The sequence below is a fragment of the Kitasatospora sp. NPDC043950 genome (assembly GCF_056435345.1).
The window spans coordinates 39,324-58,577 of record NZ_JBWKER010000027.1 but is presented as its reverse complement, the minus strand read 5'-3'; the positions used below and the strand labels follow the sequence as shown (position 1 = coordinate 58,577).

The following is a 19,254-nucleotide window of genomic DNA, read 5'->3' as shown; positions in this document are numbered from 1 at the left end:
CTAGAGCAGCGGGGCCTGCGGGCCGTTGGGGTGCGAGCGGCGCTCGTCGGTGATCGCGACCGCGATCTCGGTGACCTCCGCGTCGGTGAGCCGGCGGAAGCCGTCCTCGGTGATCAGCGAGACGATCGGGAAGATCTTGCGGGCGAGGTCGGGGCCGCCGGTGGCGGAGTCGTCGTCGGCCGCGTCGTACAGCGCCTGGACGACGAGCATGGCGGCCTGGTCGGCCGTCAGGCCGTCGCGGTAGAGCTTCTTCATCGAGCCGCGGGCGAAGACCGAGCCCGAGCCGGTGGCGGCGAAGCCGCGCTCCTCGGAACGCCCGCCGGTGACGTCGTAGTTGAAGATCCGGCCGCGGCCGAGGTCCAGGTCGTAGCCGGCGAACAGCGGGACGACCGCCAGGCCCTGCATCGCCATGCCCAGGTTGCCCCGGATCATCGCGGTGAGCCGGTTGGCCTTGCCCTCCAGCGAGAGCACCGCGCCCTCGATCTTCTCGTAGTGCTCCAGCTCCAGTTGGAACAGCCGGACCATCTCGATGGCGAGGCCTGCGGTGCCGGCGATGCCGACCGCGCTGTACTCGTCGGCCGGGAACACCTTCTCCATGTCGCGCTGGGCGATCACGTTGCCCATCGTCGCCCGGCGGTCACCGGCGATCACCACGCCGCCGTCGAACACCGCGGCCACGATGGTGGTCCCGTGCGGGGCGTCGACCACGGCCCCCGCGGGGAGCCCGCGGTGGCCGGGGATCAGCTCCGGCCGGTGCTCGGCGAGGAAGTCCACGAAGGAGGAGGACCCCGGGGTCAGGAAGGCAGCCGGTAGACGCCCGGTGCCACGAGTGTTGGCTTCCACACGATTCCTTCCAGGTAGCTTGAAGCTCGCGCTGCCCGCACCCTACCCGCCCGACGATCACTGTCCACGCGCGCAGGGGGCCGGTGCCGGACGGCCGGGCGGCCCTCGCCGCCCGACCGCCCTCGACGGTCACGACCGTGAATTCCCGAATACCGGGGACGGGCTATTGCCCGCCCTTCTGCACGAATCCGCGGACGAAATCTTCCGCATTCGACTCCAGGACCTCGTCGATTTCGTCCAGCACCGCGTCGACGTCGTCGCTCAGCTTTTCCTGGCGTTCCTTGAGGTCGTCGGAATTCTGGGTTTCCGCGGCCTGCTCCTCGACCTCCTCGGAGGAGCGGTTCGCCCGCTGCTGGCCGCCGCCGGTGTCCTTGCTCGCCATTTCCCTCACCCCGCTCGATTCTTCTGGCACGGTTTGGTCGTTGCTTGCTGCACCGACCCTATACACAAGGTGCGACTGCCGCTCCCGGTTTGCCGGTGGCGCTTCCTGTCCAACACCCGCTGCCACCCCGGATGATTCCCATTCGGCGGACGTTCACCCATGGTGATCGAAAAGTTACCCGCCGGAGAGGACCCGTAGCAGGTCCTCCGCGGTGCGACAGCGGTCCAGCAGCTCCTTGACGTGGTTGCGGGTGCCCCGCAGCGGCTCCAGCGTGGGCACCCGCTGCAACGAGTCCCGGCCCGGCAGGTCGAAGATCACCGAGTCCCAGGAGGCCGCGGCGACGTGGTCGGCGTACTGCTCCAGGCAGCGCCCGCGGAAGTACGCCCGGGTGTCCTCCGGGGGCTTGGAGACGGCCCGCTCGACCTCCGCCTCGGTCACCAGCCGCTCGAACCGGCCGCGGGCCACCAGCCGGTTGTAGAGGCCCTTGTCGGGCCGCACGTCGCTGTACTGGAGGTCGACCAGGTGCAGCCGCGGGTTCTCCCACCCCAGGGCGTCCCGGCTGCGGTAGCCCTCCAGGATCTCCCGCTTGGCGATCCAGTCCAGTTGCCTGGAGAGCGACATCGGATCGCGCTCCAGCCGCCCGAGGACGTCCTCCCAGCGGGCCAGCACGTCCAGTGTCTGCTCGTCCGCGTCGGTGCCGAAGCGGTCCTCGACGTACTTGCGGGCCAGCTCGAAGTACTCCAGCTGGAGCTGGACGGCGGTGAGTTTGCGCCCGTTGCGCAGGGTGATCAGGTGCTTGAGCGTGGGGTCGTGGGAGACCCGGTGCAGGGTGCGCACCGGCTGGTCGACGGCGAGGTCGGAGGCGATGAAGGAGTCCTCGATCATCGACAGGACCAGTGAGGTGGTGCCCAGCTTGAGGTAGGTGGAGATCTCGGAGAGGTTGGCGTCCCCGATGATCACGTGCAGCCGGCGGTACTTCTCCGCGTCGGCGTGCGGTTCGTCCCGGGTGTTGATGATCGGGCGCTTGAGCGTGGTCTCCAGGCCGACCTCGACCTCGAAGTAGTCGGCCCGCTGGCTGATCTGGAAGCCGTGCGTCGAGCCGTCCTGGCCGATGCCGACCCGGCCGGCACCGGTGACCACCTGGCGGGAGACGAAGAACGGGGTGAGGTGGCGGACGATGTCGGCGAACGGCGTCGCCCGCTTCATCAGGTAGTTCTCGTGGGTGCCGTAGGAGGCGCCCTTGTTGTCGGTGTTGTTCTTGTACAGGTGGATGTTCTGCCCGTTGGGCAGTTCCAGCGCGCGCTGCGCGGCGGCGGCCATGATCCGCTCGCCGGCCTTGTCCCAGAGCACGGCGTCGCGCGGGTTGGTGACCTCGGGCGAGCTGTACTCGGGGTGCGCGTGGTCCACGTAGAACCGGGCCCCGTTGGTGAGGATGACGTTGGCCAGGCCGATGTCCTCGTCGGTCAGCTGGCTGGCGTCCGCCACCTCGCGCGCCAGGTCGAAGCCCCGGGCGTCACGCAGCGGGTTCTCCTCCTCGAAGTCCCAGCGGGCCCGCCGCGCCCGGTGCATCGCCGCCGCGTACGCGTTGACGATCTGGGACGAGGTGAGCATGGCGTTGGCGTTGGGGTGCCCGGGCACGGAGATCCCGTACTCGGTCTCGATGCCCATCACGCGCCGTACGGTCATGCGGCCCTCCTTGCCCGGTGCGCCGCCCCCCACGGGCGGAGCACGCCGACGTACCGCTGAACAACACCGGCGCCGGCGTTCTGCCCGCGATCGGTGGGTCGAGCCTAGAACCCGGCGCCGACGGGCGGACCCCGAGACGCGCCGTCCGGCTGCGGGGCCGCGAGGCGCCACAGCCGGACGGGGTGCGTGCTGTTCCGGGGACCGCCGGGCGGCCCGGTCTCACCGCGTGCTTACAGGTACTGCCCCGTGTTGGCGACAGTGTCGATCGAGCGGCCGGACTCGGCGCCCTGCTTGCCGGTGACCAGCGTGCGGATGAAGACGATCCGCTCGCCCTTCTTGCCGGAGATGCGGGCCCAGTCGTCCGGGTTGGTGGTGTTCGGCAGGTCCTCGTTCTCCTTGAACTCGTCCACGCAGGCGGCGAGCAGGTGGGAGACGCGCAGACCGCGCTGACCGTGGTCGAGGAAGTCCTTGATGGCCATCTTCTTCGCGCGGTCGACGATGTTCTGGATCATGGCGCCGGAGTTGAAGTCCTTGAAGTACAGGACCTCCTTGTCACCGTTGGCGTAGGTGACCTCCAGGAAGCGGTTCTCCTCGGTCTCGGAGTACATCCGCTCCACGACCGACTGGATCATCGCGGCCACCGTGGTGCCCAGGGAGCCGTCGTGCTCCTTGAGGTCGTCCGGGTGGAACGGCAGCGACTCCTTGAGGTACTTGGAGAAGATGTCCTTCGCGGCCTCGGCGTCCGGGCGCTCGATCTTGATCTTGACGTCCAGGCGGCCGGGCCGCAGGATCGCCGGGTCGATCATGTCCTCGCGGTTCGAGGCGCCGATGACGATGACGTTCTCCAGGCCCTCCACACCGTCGATCTCGGCGAGCAGCTGCGGGACGATGGTGTTCTCCACGTCCGAGCTGACGCCGGAACCGCGGGTGCGGAACAGCGACTCCATCTCGTCGAAGAAGACGATGACGGGCGTGCCCTCGCTCGCCTTCTCCCGGGCCCGCTGGAAGACCAGGCGGATCTGCCGCTCGGTCTCGCCCACGTACTTGTTGAGCAGTTCGGGGCCCTTGATGTTGAGGAAGTAGCTCTTCCCCTGGGGGCGTCCGGTGACCTCGGCGACCTTCTTGGCCAGCGAGTTGGCGACCGCCTTGGCGATCAGCGTCTTGCCGCAGCCGGGCGGGCCGTAGAGCAGCACGCCCTTGGGCGGACGCAGCTCGTACTCCTTGAAGAGGTCGGCGTGCAGGTAGGGCAGCTCGACCGCGTCCCGGATCAGCTCGATCTGGTTGCTCAGTCCGCCGATCTGGCGGTAGTCGATGTCCGGGACCTCTTCGAGGACCAGCTCCTCGACCTCGGACTTCGGCACGACCTCGTACACGTAGCCGGAGCGGGGCTCCAGCAGCAGGGCGTCCCCCGCCCGGACGGTGAGCTCGCGCAGCGGTTCGGCGAGGCGCACCACCCGCTCCTCGTCGGTGTGGCCGACGACCAGGGCGCGTTCGCCGTCCTCGAGGATCTCCTTGAGGGTGACGATCTCGCCGATGCGCTCGAAGGCCATCGCGTCCACGATGTTGAGGGCCTCGTTGAGCATCACTTCCTGGCCGCGCCGCAGTTCGTCGAGGGCGACGTTGGGGCTGACGTTCACGCGGAGCTTGCGCCCCCCGGTGAAGATGTCGGCGGTGCCGTCCTCGTTGGCCTCGAGGAAGGTGCCGAACCCGGCCGGGGGCTGTGCCAGCCGGTCCACTTCCTCCTTGAGGGCCACGATCTGGTCGCGGGCCTCTCGCAGGGTGGAGGCGAGCCGTTCGTTCTGGGCGGACACTCCGGCCAGGTTGGTCTGGAGCTCGACGATCCGCTCTTCGAGGATCCTCGAATTGCGCGGCGAGTCGGCGAGCTTGCGGCGCAGCACAGCGATTTCCTGCTCAAGGAACGAGACCTGAGCGGCCTCGTCGGAACCACGAGCGGGCCTGCCGGTGCTGCGGTTGTAGTCGTCATCGTGGGCTGCCACGGTCCTCACCTCCTCCGGGGAGCTGGACGCTTCCAGACCCTACCTGGGACCAGGGGTCCGTAAACCCCTAGATCAAGAAAGATGGAACGGGCGTGTCCGATCTTCGCCCCAGCGTGCTTCCCCTCTGCTAAGGGGATACCCACCGCTCACCACCCAAAGCGGGCCAGATGTATCGTCGAGCGAAGTGATATCCGATCGCGACCGGGCGCCTGGGTCCGATCGTTGTACGAATGGCGGGATTGCCCCGGAAAAGGGCGACCCGGGACAGAAACGGCAGGGGACCATGTCGGTAACCGAGCAGACGGCCGCGGCGGCCGAACAGCTGGAGGTGTGGATCGACCAGGATCTGTGCACCGGCGACGGCATCTGCGTGCAGTACGCACCCGAGGTCTTCGAGCTGGACATCGACGGCCTCGCCTACGTGAAGGGGCCGGACGACGAGCTGCGCCAGCAGCCCGGGGAGACCGCCCCGGTGCCGCTGACGATCCTTCAGGACGTGGTGGACTCGGCGAAGGAGTGCCCCGGCGACTGCATCCACGTGCGCCGGGTCACCGACCGGGTCGAGGTGTACGGGCCGGACGCGGACTGACGCGTCCTCCCCCTCAGGTCTGGCTGACCGGGGCGGCGGTCTGGGAACGTTCCCAGCCGCCGCCCTTGCGCATCCAGGTGAGGTCGAGTGAGATGTCGGGACGGAAGCGCGGCACCTCGTCGCTCGAATACCCCTGCGCGTGGCCGGTGATGGCGCCGTCGGAGCGCAGCGCGAGCCGGCCGAGGGTGAGGTTCTCGCGCTCGGAGAGGAGCGTGGCCAGCACCACCGGGCGGTCGCCGGGGCCGAAACCGAGCAGGTAGACGGCGTCCGGCGGGGTGCCGTTCTCGGCCGCGCAGTGCGCGGCGACGACCGTGCCGGGCCGTCCGTCGCCCAGGTCGGCCGGCATGCTGATGGCCGTCGCGACCGGGAACGGGCCGCAGTCGAGCGGAAGTTGGGCCTTGGCCGGGTCGGGGGCGGCACTCGCCCCGAGGGCCTTGGGAGTGCCGTGGACGGGCACCGGGGTGCCGGTGGCGGGGCTGGCGGCGAGGGCCGCGGCCACCACCGCGCCGCAGCCGGCCAGGGCCAGGGCCCAGTGCCAGGGGGCGGTGCGCGCGTGCCCGGGCCCGGTGCGGCCCCGCGGTGTCTGCTGTCCAGCCGTCGTCCCGACCGCGGTCTCCACCAGGCGTCCCCTCCAGTGCTCCCAGGAGCTGGTCTGCGTGCGCGAGCATCGTCCCACACGCCGGCGGCCGGAATGCCGAGGGGTGGCACGAGCAGGCTCGTACCACCCCTGGGAAGCGATCCCGGTCAGCCCAGGTCGGGCTGCTCGGTCTCGACGGCGCGGGCGGCGGCACGGGCCGCGGCGCGCTCCTGGAGGCTCGGCTCCGAGCCCCCGTTGTCGTAGTCCTCGCCGTACGCGCCCTTGGCCGGGCGGCGGCGGCGCAGCGGCGGCTCGACGCCGTCGGCGAGGCGGCGGGCGGTGAGCAGGAAGCCGGTGTGGCCGATCATCCGGTGGTCCGGGCGGACGGCCAGGCCCTCCAGGTGCCAGGTGCGGACCATGGTCTCCCAGGCCTGCGGCTCGGTGAAGGTGCCGTGGTCGCGCAGTGCCTCGACGGTCTTGGACATCTGCGTGGTGGTGGCCACGTAGCAGCAGATCAGGCCGCCGGGGACCAGCGCCTTGGAGGCGACGTCCAGGCACTCCCAGGGGGCGAGCATGTCGAGGATGACGCGGTCGACGTCGGCCTCGACCAGGTTGTCCTGGAGGTCTCCGACGGTGAGCTTCCACGCCGGGTGCGGCCCGCCGAAGTAGCGCTCGACGTTGCCCTTGGCGATGTCGGCGAAGTCCTGCCGGCGCTCGTACGAGGCCAGCATGCCGGTGTCGCCGACGGCGCGCAGCAGGTAGGTGGAGAGCGCGCCCGAGCCGACACCGGCCTCGACGACGCGGGCGCCGGCGAAGATGTCGGCCATGGCCAGGATCTGCCCCGCGTCCTTGGGGTAGATCACGGCGGCGCCGCGCGGCATGGACAGGACGTAGTCGGGGAGCAGGGGGCGCAGCGCGAGGTACGGGACGTTCCCCGTGGTGCGCACGACCGTGCCCTCGGGGGCGCCGATCAGCTCGTCGTGCGGGAACGCACCCTTGTGGGTGTGGAACTGGTTCCCGGCCTGGAGCGTGAACGTGTAGTGGCGGCCCTTGGGGTCGGTCAGCTGGACCTGGTCCCCGACCTGGAAGGGCCCGCGTCGGCGGGTGGCACCGGTCGGTTCGGACATGCGGTCAATCCTAAGGGAAGCGGACGGTCCGCCCGACCAGAGTGATCACCGGCCGGCGACGGCGGCGGTGAGGCGCTGCTCGATGTCGGTGAGCGCGGCCACGCCGAACACCCGGCCGTCCGCCTCGACCACCAGGTACTCCCCGGCCGGGGTGGCCTGGACGGCGCGCAGCAGGTCCTCGCCGCCGAGGTCGGCGTCCAGCCGAAGGCCGGGTTCGAGGTCGCGGGCGAGCGGGCCGACGGCGACCCACGGGCGGCGGTGCTCGGGCACCGCGCGGACGGCGGACTCGCGGACGATGCCGATCGGGTCGCCCCGACCGTCCACCACCACGACCGCGCCGGCCTGGGCCTCGCGGGCCCGGCGCAGCGCCTCGCCGAGCGGGGTGTCGGCGGTGACCTCGACGGTCCGGCGGGCGAACTCGCGCAGCCGCAGGCCGGGCAGCACCTCCTTGAGCCGGGCGTTGCGCAGGCTCCCGGTGGCGCCGTTCCAGATGATCGCGGCGAGGACGGCGGCCAGCACCGCGTCCACCAGGGTGTCGGTCGTGGTGCGTTCGATCCCGCGGGCGGCGCTGAACAGCGGCAGGCCGACCAGCACCGCGACGGCCAGCGCCCGGCCGACCCAGGCGGCGGCGACCGTGCCGGTCATCGCCTTGCCGCTGATCGCCCAGACGACCGCGCGCAGCATCCGGCCGCCGTCCAGCGGCAGGCCGGGCAGCAGGTTGAACGCGGCGACCACCAGGTTGGAGACCATCAGCCCGGTGAGCAGCACCCCGGGCACCGTGGAGAGCTCCACGGCCTGCATCGCGAGGTAGAACACGCCGCCGAGCACCAGCGAGAGCAGCGGGCCGACGAAGGCCAGCCAGAACTCGCGCCACGGGCTCTCGGCCTCGTTCTCGATCTCCGAGACGCCGCCGAAGAACTGGAGCTGGATCCGCCGTACACCGAGCCTGTAGCGCAGCGCGACCAGGGTGTGAGCGAGCTCGTGCACCAGGACGGAGGCGTAGAAGGCGACCGCGAAGAAGAACGCGAGCAGGTAGCGGGCGGCGCCGAGGTCCGGCAGGACGTCGCCGAGCTGGCCGCCGAACACCCAGGTGATCAGCGCGGCGATGACGAACCAGGAGGGGGTCACGTAGATGGGCACGCCGAAGGGGCGGCCCACCAGGAGGCCGCTGCCGCGCTCGGGCGGCCGGGGCGGTCGCCCTGCCGGGCGGCCGCCGTCGTCCTGCGGTGGCTGGTCGGAGGTCTGCTGCCCCCTGCTGTCGCTCACCGTGATCCCTTCGGTCGTCTGCCCCGTCGTGCCCCGGTGCGCCCACGCTACGTGATCGCGGCCCTCCGGTGGCGTGCGGCCCTCTGTCAGGCTTCATACCCACTGTGCCGCGCGGTGTGGCAGCACCGTGGCAGCAGGATGACAGCGAAGGGCAATAGGGTCGGAGGCATGCAGCAGACCGACACCACCAGCGCCGCCGGGGCCCCGGCGCGCCCGGCGGCGCCCCCGACCGGCCTGTCCCCGTCCCGGGCGGGGGACTTCCTGACCTGTCCCCTGCTGTACCGGCTGCGGGTGATCGACCGGCTGCCCGAGCCGCCGAGCGCGGCGGCGACCAGGGGCACGCTGGTGCACGCGGTGCTGGAGCGGCTCTTCGACAGCCCCGCGACCGATCGGACGCCGGAGCGGGCGCTGGGCCTGCTGCGCCCGCAGTGGGAGCGGCTGCTGGGCGAGCGCCCGGAGCTGGGCTCGCTGTTCCCGGACGATCCGGACGGCGCGGCGCTCGCCCGCTGGCTGGCGGACGCCGAGAAGCTGGTCGGCCAGTGGTTCCGGCTGGAGGACCCGACCCGGCTGCACCCGGTGGAGCGCGAGCTGTACGTGGAGACGGCCCTGGAGTCGGGGCTGCTGCTGCGCGGCTACATCGACCGGGTGGACGTCGCCCCGAGCGGTGAGGTCCGGCTGGTGGACTACAAGACCGGCCGGGCGCCCTCGCGGGACTTCGAGGGCAAGGCGATGTTCCAGATGAAGTTCTACGCGCTCGTGGTGTGGCGCTGGAAGGGTGTCGTCCCCAAGCGGCTCCAGCTGGTCTACCTCGGCGGGGGCGGGGACGTGGTCAGCTACGACCCGGACGAGGCCGACCTGCTCGCGGTGGAGCGCAAGCTGCGGGCGCTCTGGGAGCGGATCACCCACGCGGTGGCCACCGGGGAGTTCCCGGCGACCCGCAACCGCCTCTGCGACTGGTGCGACCACCAGGCCAGTTGCCCGGAGTTCGGCGGCACTCCCCCGCCGTACCCGCTGCCGCTGTCGCGTACGTCTGACGAAGACGATCCCACGGGGGATCAGATGAGCAAGGAGTCCTAGTGACGATCCGAGTGCTGCTGGTCGACGACCAGCCGCTGCTGCGCACCGGTTTCCGGATGATCCTGGAGGCCGAGTCCGACCTGGTCGTGGTCGGCGAGGCCGGCGACGGTCAGCAGGCGCTGGACCAGGTGCGGGCGCTGCAGCCCGACGTGGTGCTGATGGACATCCGGATGCCCAGGATGGACGGCGTCGAGGCGACCCGCAGGATCGCCGGCCCCGGGCGGGACGGCCCGGCCAAGGTGCTGGTGCTGACCACCTTCGACCTGGACGAGTACGTGGTGGAGGCGCTGCGCGCGGGCGCCAGCGGCTTCCTGCTGAAGGACGTCCCGGCGGAGGAACTGGTGCAGGCGATCCGGGTGGTGGCGGACGGCGCGGCGATGCTGGCGCCGAGCATCACCCGCCGGCTGCTGGACATGTACGCCACCAAGCTGCCCTCGGGCGAGGAGGCGCCGCCGCAGGCGCTGAGCGCGCTGACCGAGCGCGAGCTGGAGGTGCTGAAGCTGGTGGCGCGCGGGCTCTCGAACGCGGAGATCGCGGCCGAACTGTTCGTCAGCGAGACCACCGTGAAGACGCACGTCGGCCATGTGCTGACCAAGCTCCAGCTGCGCGACCGGGTGCAGGCGGCGGTGTACGCGTACGAGAGCGGGCTGGTGCGCCCGGGCGCCCTGTAGACCCTGCAGCCGACGGCCCGCCCGCCTTCCCCGTGCACCCTGGGGGAAGGCGGGCGGGCCGCCGTGTTGAGGGGTGTCGTCCGGTCGTCTACTTGCCGGCGCTGCGGCTGATCTCCCAGAAGCGGAACACGCCGGTGGTGTCGATGGTCGACTCGACGCCGATGATGTACGAACGCGACGCGAAGAAGCCCTTGTTCTGGTACAGCGGGATGAGCGGCGCGTTCTCGGCGACGATCTGCTGGATCTGGGCGTAGCCGGCCACCGCGGCGCTGCGGTCGGCCTGCTTGAGGCCGTCCGGCACCAGCTTCTGGCTGATCCTCGGGTCGTCCCAGCCGTGGTGGTAGGCGCCGCCGTCGATGAGCAGCGGGGCGATGTAGTTGTCCGGGTCCGGGTAGTCGGCGAACCAGCCGATGAGGTACGCCTGGTAGCGGCCCTCGGACCAGCCGGCCCGGTACTTGTCCCAGTCCGGCTCCGTCTGGACGGTCACCTGGAACAGGCCGCCGGCCTCCAGTTGCTTCTTCAGGGTCTCGGGCTCGGCGCTGCCGGCCCGCGAGCGCGACCAGGTGAGGGTGAGCTTGACCGGGAGCTGGACCTTGGCGTCGGTGAGGATCTTCTTGGCCTTGCCGCTGTCCTGGTCGCCGTAGCGGTCGAAGAAGGCCGTGGTGTGGCCGGTGACGCCGGCCGGGACCATCGCGTACAGCGGCTGGACGGTCCGGGCGAAGACGTCGCGGGCGAGCGACTTGCGGTCGAGCAGCTGGGCGGCGGCCTGGCGGACGGCGACGTTGCCGGCGACCGGGTCCTTGGTGTTGAAGACCAGCGAGCGGGTGTCGTTGCTGTCGCCCTCGACGACCTGGAGGTCGGTCTTGCCGCCCTGCTGGTCGGAGTGCATCTGGGCGGCGGTGTTCGGGTCCAGGCTGTTGTCGGTGAGGTCGACGTCGCCCTTGTCCAGCGCGGCCTTCAGGTCGGCGGGCTTGTCGAAGTACCGGACGGTGAACTTGCTGTTCCGGAGCTTGGCCTCGCCGTTGTACTTGTCGTTGGGCACCAGGACGACCTTGCCCAGCTGCTTGGCCGTGTCGCCGTTGCCGCCCATGACCTCGACCGTCTCGAAGCGGTACGGGCCGGAGCCGATCAGCTTGTCGTTGGGGACGACCTTGTCGGCCGGGTAGGCCTGGTGGTCGAGGATGGCGCCGGCCGGGCCGGCCAGCTTGGCCGGCAGGGTGGCGTCGGGCGTGGAGAGGTGGAAGATCACCTCGGTGTCGCCCTTGGCCTCGACGCTCCTGATCGAGGAGAGCAGGGGGGCCGCGCCGTTCTGGTCGTTGATCTTCTTGGTGCGCTCGATCGAGAACACCACGTCGGCCGCGGTCAGCGGGTGGCCGTTGGAGAACTTCAGGCCGGTCCGCATGGTGCAGTGGTACTGGGTGGCGTCGCCCGCGGTGAACTCGCAGGACTGCGCGGCGTCCGGGGAGGGGGCGCTGGAGGCGGCCGGGAAGGTGAGCAGCGACTGGAAGGTGTTGCGCAGCAGCAGCCAGGACCCGGAGTCGTAGGCGGCGGCCGGGTCCAGCACGCCGGTGAGCTGGGTGGTGCCCATGACGATCGCCTTGCCGCCGTCCCCCTTGACGGCGTCGGTGACCGATCCGCAGCCTGCCGCCGTCACGGCGACAAGACCGGCGCAGCCGAGTGCTGCCAGGCGTTCAGCTGAAGTCTTCACGGGGCGCGTCCTTCTGGGTGCGGTCCGACCGGGGCCGGCGGCCCGCGTCGAGGGCGCTCCGGGTGCGGAAGGCGTGCGCGGGCCTGGCGCCCGTACGACCGCGGGCGGGACGGGGTTGCCCGTCGTCGGCGGTGGCAGGGCGCGAGGGAGGGGAACGAACTGGAGTAGCGTGCCATATCGAACACGCACGACCGATACCCGTGCAGATGACGTTTGGGACACGGTGGTTGAGGGCATCGCGAAACACCCGACGAGTTGTCAGGCAATGCCCTTTTTCTCCCCGGGCGGCCGTCGGCGGTGGCTGGATCCGGCTGCTTACCGGCGAGTAGACCACCCTCGCAATGAGATGACAATCACACCCGCGAAGCGACCAGCGAGCGCAGCAGTTCAAGATCGACCTGCTCCAGCGAGGAGCGCACCAGCCGCCCCGGGGCCGGCTCGATCGGTGCCACCGAGGGCACCGCGACGACCGGGCAGCCCGCCGCCTCGGCCGCCCGCACCCCGGTCGGCGCGTCCTCGACCACCACGCAGCGGGCCGGGTCCGCGCCCAGCCGCCGGGCCGCCTCCAGGTACGGGTCCGGGTGCGGCTTGGTGCGCGGCACCTCGTCCCCGGCAACCGTGAAGGCGAAGTGGTGGGAGCCCAGCGAGCGCAGCACGATGTCCACCACGTGCCGGTGCGAGGCGGTCACCAGAACGGCCGGAATCCCGTGTGCGGCCAGGGTGTTGAGGAGACGTTCGGCGCCCGGCATGAGCGGCACGCCGCCCGCCAGCAGGTCGACGAAGCGCTGGTTGATCAGCACCGTCAGGTCCGCCGGGGCGAGGTCCACCCCGGTGGTGCCGACCAGGTAGTCGATCACCCGCGTCATCGGACCGCCGACCACCTGGGCCCGGTCCTCGTCGGTCAGCGCGTGGCCCAGCTCGGCGAACAGGGTGACCTCGGCCTGCCACCAGAAGTCCTCGGTGTCCACCAGCGTCCCGTCCATGTCCAGCAGCACCGCCTGCAGGCCGCGGCCGTCCCCGTGGTCGAGGATCCGGGCGGCGGTGGAGGTGGTCATGGCGGGAGTCCTTCCGTCGGTACCCCCGGGTGCGTTCGAGCGCCCCCCGGGGATGGCGCGGGCCGGCCCGCTGGTGAGCGGACCGGCCCGTTCAGGATCATCCAGGATACGCCCGGTTCGCCCGAAAAGAGCGAACGGAACGAGGCGCCGGGGTTACCGGGCGTTGAAGTACTTCGCCTCCGGGTGGTGGATGACGATCGCGTCGGTGGACTGCTCCGGGTGTAGCTGGAACTCCTCGGAGAGCACCACGCCGATCCGCTCGGGCTTCAGTAGCTCGGCGATCTTGGCGCGGTCCTCCAGCTCCGGGCAGGCCCCGTAGCCGAGCGAGAAGCGGGCGCCCCGGTACTTGAGCGCGAACATGTCCTTGACGTCCTGCGGGTCCTCGCCGGAGAAGCCCAGCTCGTAGCGGACCCGGGCGTGCCAGAACTCGGCCAGCGCCTCGGCCAGTTGCACCGACAGGCCGTGCAGCTCCAGGTAGTCGCGGTAGGAGTTGTCGGCGAACAGCTCGTTCGCCGCCTCCGAGATCCGGTTGCCCATGGTGACCACCTGGAGGCCGATCACGTCCCGCACGCCGGACTCCTCCGGGCGGAAGAAGTCGGCCAGGCAGAGCCGGCGCCCGCGCCGCTGGCGGGGGAAGGTGAAGCGGGTCCGCTCGGTGCCGTCCTCGTGGAAGACGATCAGGTCGTCGCCCTTGGAGTTGGCCGGGTAGTAGCCGTAGACCACGGCCGCCTCCAGCCAGCCCTCGGTCTGCAGCCGGTCCAGCCACATCCGCAGCCGCGGCCGGCCCTCGGTCTCCACCAGCTCCTCGTACGAGGGCCCCTCGCCGCTGCGGGCCGCCTTCAGGCCCCACTGGCCCTTGAACAGCGCGTCCTCGTCCAGCCAGGAGGCGTAGTCGGCGAACGGGATGCCCTTGACGATCCGGTCGCCCCAGAACGGCGGGGTCGGCACGGTGTTGTCGACGGTGACGTCCGAGCGGATCTGGCCGAGGTTGACCTCCGGCTCCTCCACCACCTCGACCCGGGCGTGCCGGCGCTGCTTGAGCTCCGGCAGGCTCGCGCCGGGCACGCCGCGCTTGACCGCGATCAGCGCGTCCATCAGCCGCAGGCCCTCGAAGGCGTCCCGGGCGTAGCGGACCTCGCCCTCGTAGATCTCGTGCAGGTCCTGCTCGACGTAGGCCCGGGTGAGCGCGGCGCCGCCCAGGATCACCGGGTAACTCGCGGCCAGCTTGCGCTGGTTGAGCTCCTCCAGGTTCTCCTTCATGATCACGGTGGACTTCACCAGCAGGCCGGACATCCCGATCACGTCCGCCTTGTGCTCCTGCGCGGCGTCCAGGATCGCCGAGACCGGCTGCTTGATGCCCAGGTTGACCACGTTGTAGCCGTTGTTGGACAGGATGATGTCCACCAGGTTCTTGCCGATGTCGTGGACGTCGCCCTTGACGGTGGCCAGCACGATGGTGCCCTTGCCCTCGCTGTCGGACTTCTCCATGTACGGCTCCAGGTGGGCCACCGCGGTCTTCATCACCTCGGCGGACTGGAGCACGAAGGGCAGCTGCATCTGGCCGGAGCCGAACAGCTCGCCGACCACCTTCATGCCGGCCAGCAGGGTGTCGTTGATGATCTCCAGCGCGGGCCGCCCGGCCAGCGCCTCGTCCAGGTCGGCCTCCAGGCCGTTGCGCTCGCCGTCGATGATCCGGCGCTGCAGGCGCTCGTCCAGCGGCAGCGCGGCCAGCTCCTCCGCCTTGGACGCCTTGACCGAGGCCGAGGAGACGCCGTCGAACAGCTCCAGCAGGTGCTGGAGCGGGTCGTAGCCGTCCCGACGGCGGTCGTAGACCAGGTCGAGGGCGGCCTCGCGCTGGTCCTCGGGGATCCGGGAGATCGGCAGGATCTTGGAGGCGTGCACGATCGCCGAGTCCAGGCCGGCCTCCACGCACTCGTGCAGGAAGACCGAGTTCAGCACCACCCGGGCGGCCGGGTTGAGGCCGAAGGAGATGTTGGACAGGCCCAGCGTGGTCTGCACGGCCGGGTGGCGGCGCTTGAGCTCGCGGATCGCCTCGATGGTCTCGATGCCGTCCCGGCGGGACTCCTCCTGGCCGGTGGCCAGGGTGAAGGTGAGGCAGTCCACCAGGATCGAGCCCTCGTCGACGCCGTAGTCGGCGGTCAGCTCGGCGATCAGCCGCTCGGCGATCTCGACCTTCTTGCCGGCGGTGCGGGCCTGGCCCTCCTCGTCGATGGTCAGCGCGATCAGGCCGGCGCCGTGCTCGCGGGCCAGCGAGGCGATCCGGCCGAAGCGCGAATCCGGGGCGTTGCCGTCCTCGTAGTTGACCGAGTTGAGCACCGCACGGCCGCCGAGCGCCTCCAGGCCGGCCCGCAGCACCTGCGGCTCGGTGGAGTCCAGCACGATCGGCAGGGTGGAGGCGGTGGCCAGCCGGCCGGCGATCTCCTTCATGTCGGCGACGCCGTCGCGGCCGACGTAGTCCACGCACAGGTCCAGCAGGTGGGAGCCGTCCCGGATCTGCTCGCGGGCGATCTCCACGCAGGCCTGCCAGTCGCCGGCCAGCATCGCCTCGCGGAACTTCTTCGAACCGTTGGCGTTGGTGCGCTCGCCGATCGCCAGGTACGAGGTGTCCTGGCGGAACGGCACCGCCTGGTACAGCGAGGACGCCGAGGACTCCGGCTGCGGGGTGCGCGGGGTGACCGGCCGGCCCTGCACCCGCTCGACCACCTGGCGCAGGTGCTCGGGCGTGGTGCCGCAGCAGCCGCCGACCAGCGAGAGGCCGTACTCGCGGGTGAACACGTCGTGCGCGTCGGCCAGTTCGGACGGGGAGAGCGGGTAGTGGGCGCCGTCCTTGCCGAGCACCGGCAGGCCCGCGTTCGGCATGCAGGACAGGCCGATCCGCGCGTTCTTGGCCAGGTAGCGCAGGTGCTCGCTCATCTCGGCCGGGCCGGTGGCGCAGTTGAGGCCGATGTAGTCGACGCCGAGCGGCTCCAGGGCCGTCAGCGCGGCGCCGATCTCGGAGCCGAGCAGCATGGTGCCGGTGGTCTCCACGGTCACCTGCACCAGCACCGGCAGGTCCAGCCCGGCCTCGGCGAGGGCGCGCTTGCAGCCCAGGATGGCGGCCTTGGTCTGCAGCAGGTCCTGGCTGGTCTCGACCAGCAGCGCGTCGGCGCCGCCGGCGATCAGGCCGGCCGCGTTCTGCTGGAAGCCGTCGCGCAGCGTCTCGTACGGCGCGTGGCCGAGGGTGGGCAGCTTGGTGCCGGGGCCGATCGAGCCGAGCACCCAGCGGGTGCGGCCGTCGGCGGCGTGGGCGTCGGCCACCTCGCGGGCGATCCGGGCGCCCGACTCGGACAGCTCGAAGATGCGATCCGCGATCTCGTACTCGCCGAGTGCGGAGAAGTTGGCGCCGAAGGTGTTGGTCTCGACGCAGTCCACGCCGACCCCGAAGTAGGCCTCGTGGACGGAGCGCACGATGTCGGGCCGGGTGGCGTTGAGGACCTCGTTGCAGCCCTCCAGGTTCTGGAAGTCCTCCAGCGTCGGATCCTGTGCCTGGAGCATGGTGCCCATTGCACCGTCGGCGACCACCACCCGGGTGGCGAGCGCTTCACGCAGCGCGTTCGCGCGGCTCTGCTGAGTGATGGACGGATTGGCTGCAGTGGCCATGGGGCTTCTCCCTGGTGCGACGGCTGTCGGCTTTGCGGGCCCGCTTACTCGGGCCCGCACGTGGCCAGGGTATCCGGCCCGCGCCCCGGCCTGCGGTCGCATTCCGTATCCTGAGCGTTCGACCGCAAGGGGGGAGCAACCGCGTGGGCCGATTCCCGACCGTCGCGCGACGCGTCACGGGGGCCCTGGCGGCCCCGTTCCGGGCGTTGCGCAAGCGCTGGCGGAGCTGGTCCCGGTGGCGCCGGGCGCTGCTGGCACTGGGCCTCGCGGCGGCCGTGCCGGCGGCCGCGCTCGGCTCGGCCTTCGTCGCGATCCGCTTGCACTACACCGGCGACCCGTCCGCCGAGGCCCGCACCCGCGGCCGGGACGCGCTCTGGCTCGGCCACGCCTGGGTGGACGGCCGCAAGGGCGAGGCCGACGTCGCCGCGCTGGTGCGGCAGCTGGCCGGCACCGGCGTCCGCGACCTGTACGTGCACACCGGCCCGCTGGAACACGACGGCTCGCTGCCGCCCGCCGTCCACCCCCGGGCCCGCTGGTTCACCGACGCGGTGCACCGGGCGCTGCCGGACGTCCGGGTGCAGAGCTGGCTGGGCGACGAGGTCAAGCCGGAGAAGGACGCCCTGGACCTGGAGGACGCCCCCACCCGGGACCGGGTCACCGCCTCCGCCCGGCAGGTCCTGGACCTCGGCTTCGACGGCGTGCACTTCGACATGGAACCGATCCGGCCCGGCAGCGCCGGCTGGCTGGCCCTGCTCGACCAGGTCCGCCCGGTCACGGCCGAGCACGGCGCCGCGCTCTCGGTGGCGGCCCCGCAGCTCGACCCGGTGCCCGGCCTGCACACCGCCGGGATCCTGCTCACCGACCACGGCAAGTGGTGGGACCAGGCGTACTTCACCGAGACCGCCCGCCGGGTCGACCAGGTCGCCGTGATGGCGTACGACACCAGCATGCCGACCGAGCCGCTGTTCGGCGGCTACGTCGCCCTGCAGACCGAACTGGCGCTGGAGGCCACCCCGGCCGGGGTGGACCTGCTGATCGGCCTGCCGTTCTTCTGGGACGACCGGCACGGCCATCGGGGTGACGCCGAGACCGTGCCGGCCGCCGTCCGGGGCGTCCGGCTGGGCCTGGGCCGCCAGGACCCGGGGCGACGGAACTTCGGCGTCGCGCTCTACGTGGACTTCGCCGCCACCCCGGAGCACTGGGCGGCGTACCGGCGCGGGTGGGTGGACGCCTGAGGGGTTCCGGCGGCGCGTGCGGGAACGGCGCGCGCGGCAAAGAGTGCGTGCGGGAACGGCGCGTGCGGGAAGGGTGCGTCGTCGCGCCGCGTCGCCGCTCGGACACCGTCCGCGCCGGCCCCGGAGGAGCTGACGATCCGTCAGCCCGGACCGTCCGGATATCCGCTGGATCGGGGCGGCACGCTCCCCCAGACTGTCCCGGTGCCCGGCCGCGGTGCGCATCAAAGCCCGTAGGCTGGGCAGGTAGGGACCATGGGGCGAGGCGTTCCATGGGTGACGAGAGGTTCGACAGTCGGCAGCCGACCCGTCGGCGCCCCGGCAGGCCAGCCGAGGCGGCGCAGGTTCGACCGCCGACCGGAGGGAGACGCTGGGTGATCGAGCTGGAAGATGTTCCCGAGTTGATCGACCCGGTGATGGTCTGCGCTTTCGAGGGCTGGAACGACGCGGGCGACGCCGCCTCCGCGGCCCTGGCACATCTGGACGACACCTGGGGCGGCAAGGTGATCGCCGCCCTGGACGCGGAGGACTACTACGACTTCCAGGTCAACCGGCCCACGGTCTGGCTGGACGGCGGCATCCGCCGGATCACCTGGCCGACCACCAGGCTCTCGGTGATCCGGGTGACCGAGCCGACCACCCGGGACGTCGTCCTGGTGCGCGGCATCGAGCCGAGCATGCGCTGGCGCTCGTTCTGCAACGAGCTGCTCGGCTTCGCGCACGAGCTCGGCATCGAGCTGGTGGTGATCCTGGGCGCGCTGCTCGGCGACACCCCGCACAGCCGCCCGGTGCCGGTCAGCGGGGTCACCTCCGACCCGGAGCTGGCCCGCCGGCTGGACCTGGAGGAGAGCCGCTACGAGGGCCCGACCGGCATCGTCGGGGTGCTCCAGGAGGCCTGCACGCACGCCGGGGTCCCGGCCGTGACACTCTGGGCGGCCGTGCCGCACTACGTCGCGCAGCCGCCGAACCCCAAGGCGACGCTGGCCCTGGTCAACAAGCTGGAGGACCTGCTGGACCTGCGCATCCCGCCGGGCGAGCTCGGCGAGGACGCCAGGGCCTGGCAGCTGGGCGTGGACCAGCTGGCCGCCGAGGACAGCGAGGTGGCCGAGTACGTCCAGCAGTTGGAGGAGGCGCAGGACACCGCGGAGCTGCCGGAGGCCTCCGGCGACGCGATCGCCCGCGAGTTCGAGCGCTACCTGCGCCGCCGGGAGAACGTCGGGCCGACCGGCGAGAAGCCGGTGGCCGGGCACGCCACGGCGGAGCGGCCGGCCGAGCCGGAGTCCCCGGGCTCGGCCCGGGAGAGCCAGGACGGCGACGAGGAGTAGCCGCCGCCCCGGGCCCGCCCCGGACAACGCCGAAGGGGCGTCAGGACGCGTGGTCCGGA

15 protein-coding genes are annotated in these 19,254 nt (G+C 71.4%); 5 read left to right on the top strand and 10 right to left on the bottom strand.

The features are described from left to right. The 4 genes from prcB to arc all read right to left on the bottom strand — a co-directional run bounded on the left by prcB (position 1) and on the right by arc (position 4,908). Positions 1 to 843 carry a proteasome subunit beta gene (gene prcB, locus AC07BF_RS19525; RefSeq protein ID WP_363583902.1) on the bottom strand — a complete coding sequence of 281 codons (843 nt, stop codon included), beginning with the start codon at positions 841 to 843 and terminating at the stop codon, positions 1 to 3. Positions 844 to 1,006: 163 nt separating this feature from the next. Then, positions 1,007 to 1,225 (bottom strand): ubiquitin-like protein Pup, encoded by a 219-nt coding sequence (locus AC07BF_RS19520; RefSeq protein ID WP_031069167.1) that lies wholly within the window; start codon positions 1,223 to 1,225, stop codon positions 1,007 to 1,009. A 174-nt stretch (positions 1,226 to 1,399) separates the two neighbouring features. Beyond that, a complete protein-coding gene (gene dop, locus AC07BF_RS19515; protein WP_208869055.1) occupies positions 1,400 to 2,911 on the bottom strand; it encodes a depupylase/deamidase Dop in 1,512 nt (503 codons plus the stop codon). 230 nt (positions 2,912 to 3,141) lie between these two features. After that, positions 3,142 to 4,908, bottom strand: coding sequence for a proteasome ATPase (gene arc / locus AC07BF_RS19510; protein ID WP_363583904.1), 1,767 nt, complete (start codon positions 4,906 to 4,908; stop codon positions 3,142 to 3,144). A 283-nt stretch (positions 4,909 to 5,191) separates the two neighbouring features. On the opposite strand from arc, the gene AC07BF_RS19505 reads away from it, so the two are divergent. Continuing rightward, the gene (locus AC07BF_RS19505; protein ID WP_363583906.1) at positions 5,192 to 5,497 is read left to right on the top strand and encodes a ferredoxin; all 306 of its coding nucleotides are present in this window, start codon (positions 5,192 to 5,194) and stop codon (positions 5,495 to 5,497) included. 13 nt (positions 5,498 to 5,510) lie between these two features. Here the strand turns inward: AC07BF_RS19505 and AC07BF_RS19500 are convergent, their stop codons facing one another. From AC07BF_RS19500 to AC07BF_RS19490, 3 genes are all read right to left on the bottom strand, one after another. Further along, on the bottom strand, positions 5,511 to 6,116 hold the full coding sequence (locus AC07BF_RS19500; RefSeq protein WP_363583908.1) for a hypothetical protein: 606 nt from the start codon (positions 6,114 to 6,116) through the stop codon (positions 5,511 to 5,513). 125 nt (positions 6,117 to 6,241) lie between these two features. Continuing rightward, positions 6,242 to 7,201, bottom strand: coding sequence for a tRNA (adenine-N1)-methyltransferase (locus AC07BF_RS19495; RefSeq protein ID WP_350877994.1), 960 nt, complete (start codon positions 7,199 to 7,201; stop codon positions 6,242 to 6,244). Positions 7,202 to 7,246: 45 nt separating this feature from the next. Beyond that, positions 7,247 to 8,467: a site-2 protease family protein gene (locus AC07BF_RS19490; RefSeq protein WP_363583910.1), complete on the bottom strand. Its 1,221-nt coding sequence runs from the start codon at positions 8,465 to 8,467 to the stop codon at positions 7,247 to 7,249. A 168-nt stretch (positions 8,468 to 8,635) separates the two neighbouring features. On the opposite strand from AC07BF_RS19490, the gene AC07BF_RS19485 reads away from it, so the two are divergent. After that, positions 8,636 to 9,544 carry a RecB family exonuclease gene (locus tag AC07BF_RS19485; protein ID WP_363583912.1) on the top strand — a complete coding sequence of 303 codons (909 nt, stop codon included), beginning with the start codon at positions 8,636 to 8,638 and terminating at the stop codon, positions 9,542 to 9,544. After that, a complete protein-coding gene (locus AC07BF_RS19480; RefSeq protein WP_063346919.1) occupies positions 9,544 to 10,215 on the top strand; it encodes a response regulator in 672 nt (223 codons plus the stop codon). Before AC07BF_RS19485 ends, AC07BF_RS19480 begins: the two co-directional genes overlap by 1 nt. An 88-nt stretch (positions 10,216 to 10,303) precedes the next feature. Here AC07BF_RS19480 and AC07BF_RS19475 read toward each other — a convergent pair whose 3' ends face one another. The 3 genes from AC07BF_RS19475 to metH all read right to left on the bottom strand — a co-directional run bounded on the left by AC07BF_RS19475 (position 10,304) and on the right by metH (position 16,638). Further along, positions 10,304 to 11,923, bottom strand: coding sequence for an ABC transporter substrate-binding protein (locus AC07BF_RS19475; protein WP_363583914.1), 1,620 nt, complete (start codon positions 11,921 to 11,923; stop codon positions 10,304 to 10,306). Positions 11,924 to 12,276: 353 nt separating this feature from the next. Beyond that, complete coding sequence (locus AC07BF_RS19470) at positions 12,277 to 12,978, bottom strand: HAD family hydrolase (RefSeq protein ID WP_363583916.1); 702 nt, start codon at positions 12,976 to 12,978, stop codon at positions 12,277 to 12,279. A gap of 153 nt (positions 12,979 to 13,131) precedes the next feature. Then, positions 13,132 to 16,638, bottom strand: a complete 3,507-nt coding sequence (gene metH / locus AC07BF_RS19465; protein ID WP_363583918.1) for a methionine synthase — start codon at positions 16,636 to 16,638, stop codon at positions 13,132 to 13,134. A gap of 143 nt (positions 16,639 to 16,781) precedes the next feature. Here metH and AC07BF_RS19460 point away from each other — a divergent pair, with 143 nt between their 5' ends. Both AC07BF_RS19460 and AC07BF_RS19455 read left to right on the top strand, forming a co-directional pair. Then, the gene (locus AC07BF_RS19460; protein WP_363583920.1) at positions 16,782 to 17,873 is read left to right on the top strand and encodes a hypothetical protein; all 1,092 of its coding nucleotides are present in this window, start codon (positions 16,782 to 16,784) and stop codon (positions 17,871 to 17,873) included. Between the two features lie 371 nt (positions 17,874 to 18,244). Next, on the top strand, positions 18,245 to 19,195 hold the full coding sequence (locus tag AC07BF_RS19455) for a PAC2 family protein (protein ID WP_363583922.1): 951 nt from the start codon (positions 18,245 to 18,247) through the stop codon (positions 19,193 to 19,195). Positions 19,196 to 19,254 lie beyond the last annotated feature (59 nt).

Excerpts from the sequence above, each read along its gene's own strand:
- AC07BF_RS19520 (WP_031069167.1), bottom strand. The coding sequence starts at position 1,225 with ATGGCGAGCAAGGACACCGGCGGCGGCCAGCAGCGGGCGAACCGCTCC.
- dop (WP_208869055.1), bottom strand. The coding sequence starts at position 2,911 with ATGACCGTACGGCGCGTGATGGGCATCGAGACCGAGTACGGGATCTCC.
- AC07BF_RS19505 (WP_363583906.1), top strand. The coding sequence starts at position 5,192 with ATGTCGGTAACCGAGCAGACGGCCGCGGCGGCCGAACAGCTGGAGGTG.
- AC07BF_RS19470 (WP_363583916.1), bottom strand. The coding sequence starts at position 12,978 with ATGACCACCTCCACCGCCGCCCGGATCCTCGACCACGGGGACGGCCGC.
- AC07BF_RS19495 (WP_350877994.1), bottom strand. The coding sequence starts at position 7,201 with ATGTCCGAACCGACCGGTGCCACCCGCCGACGCGGGCCCTTCCAGGTC.
- metH (WP_363583918.1), bottom strand. The coding sequence starts at position 16,638 with ATGGCCACTGCAGCCAATCCGTCCATCACTCAGCAGAGCCGCGCGAAC.
- AC07BF_RS19485 (WP_363583912.1), top strand. The coding sequence starts at position 8,636 with ATGCAGCAGACCGACACCACCAGCGCCGCCGGGGCCCCGGCGCGCCCG.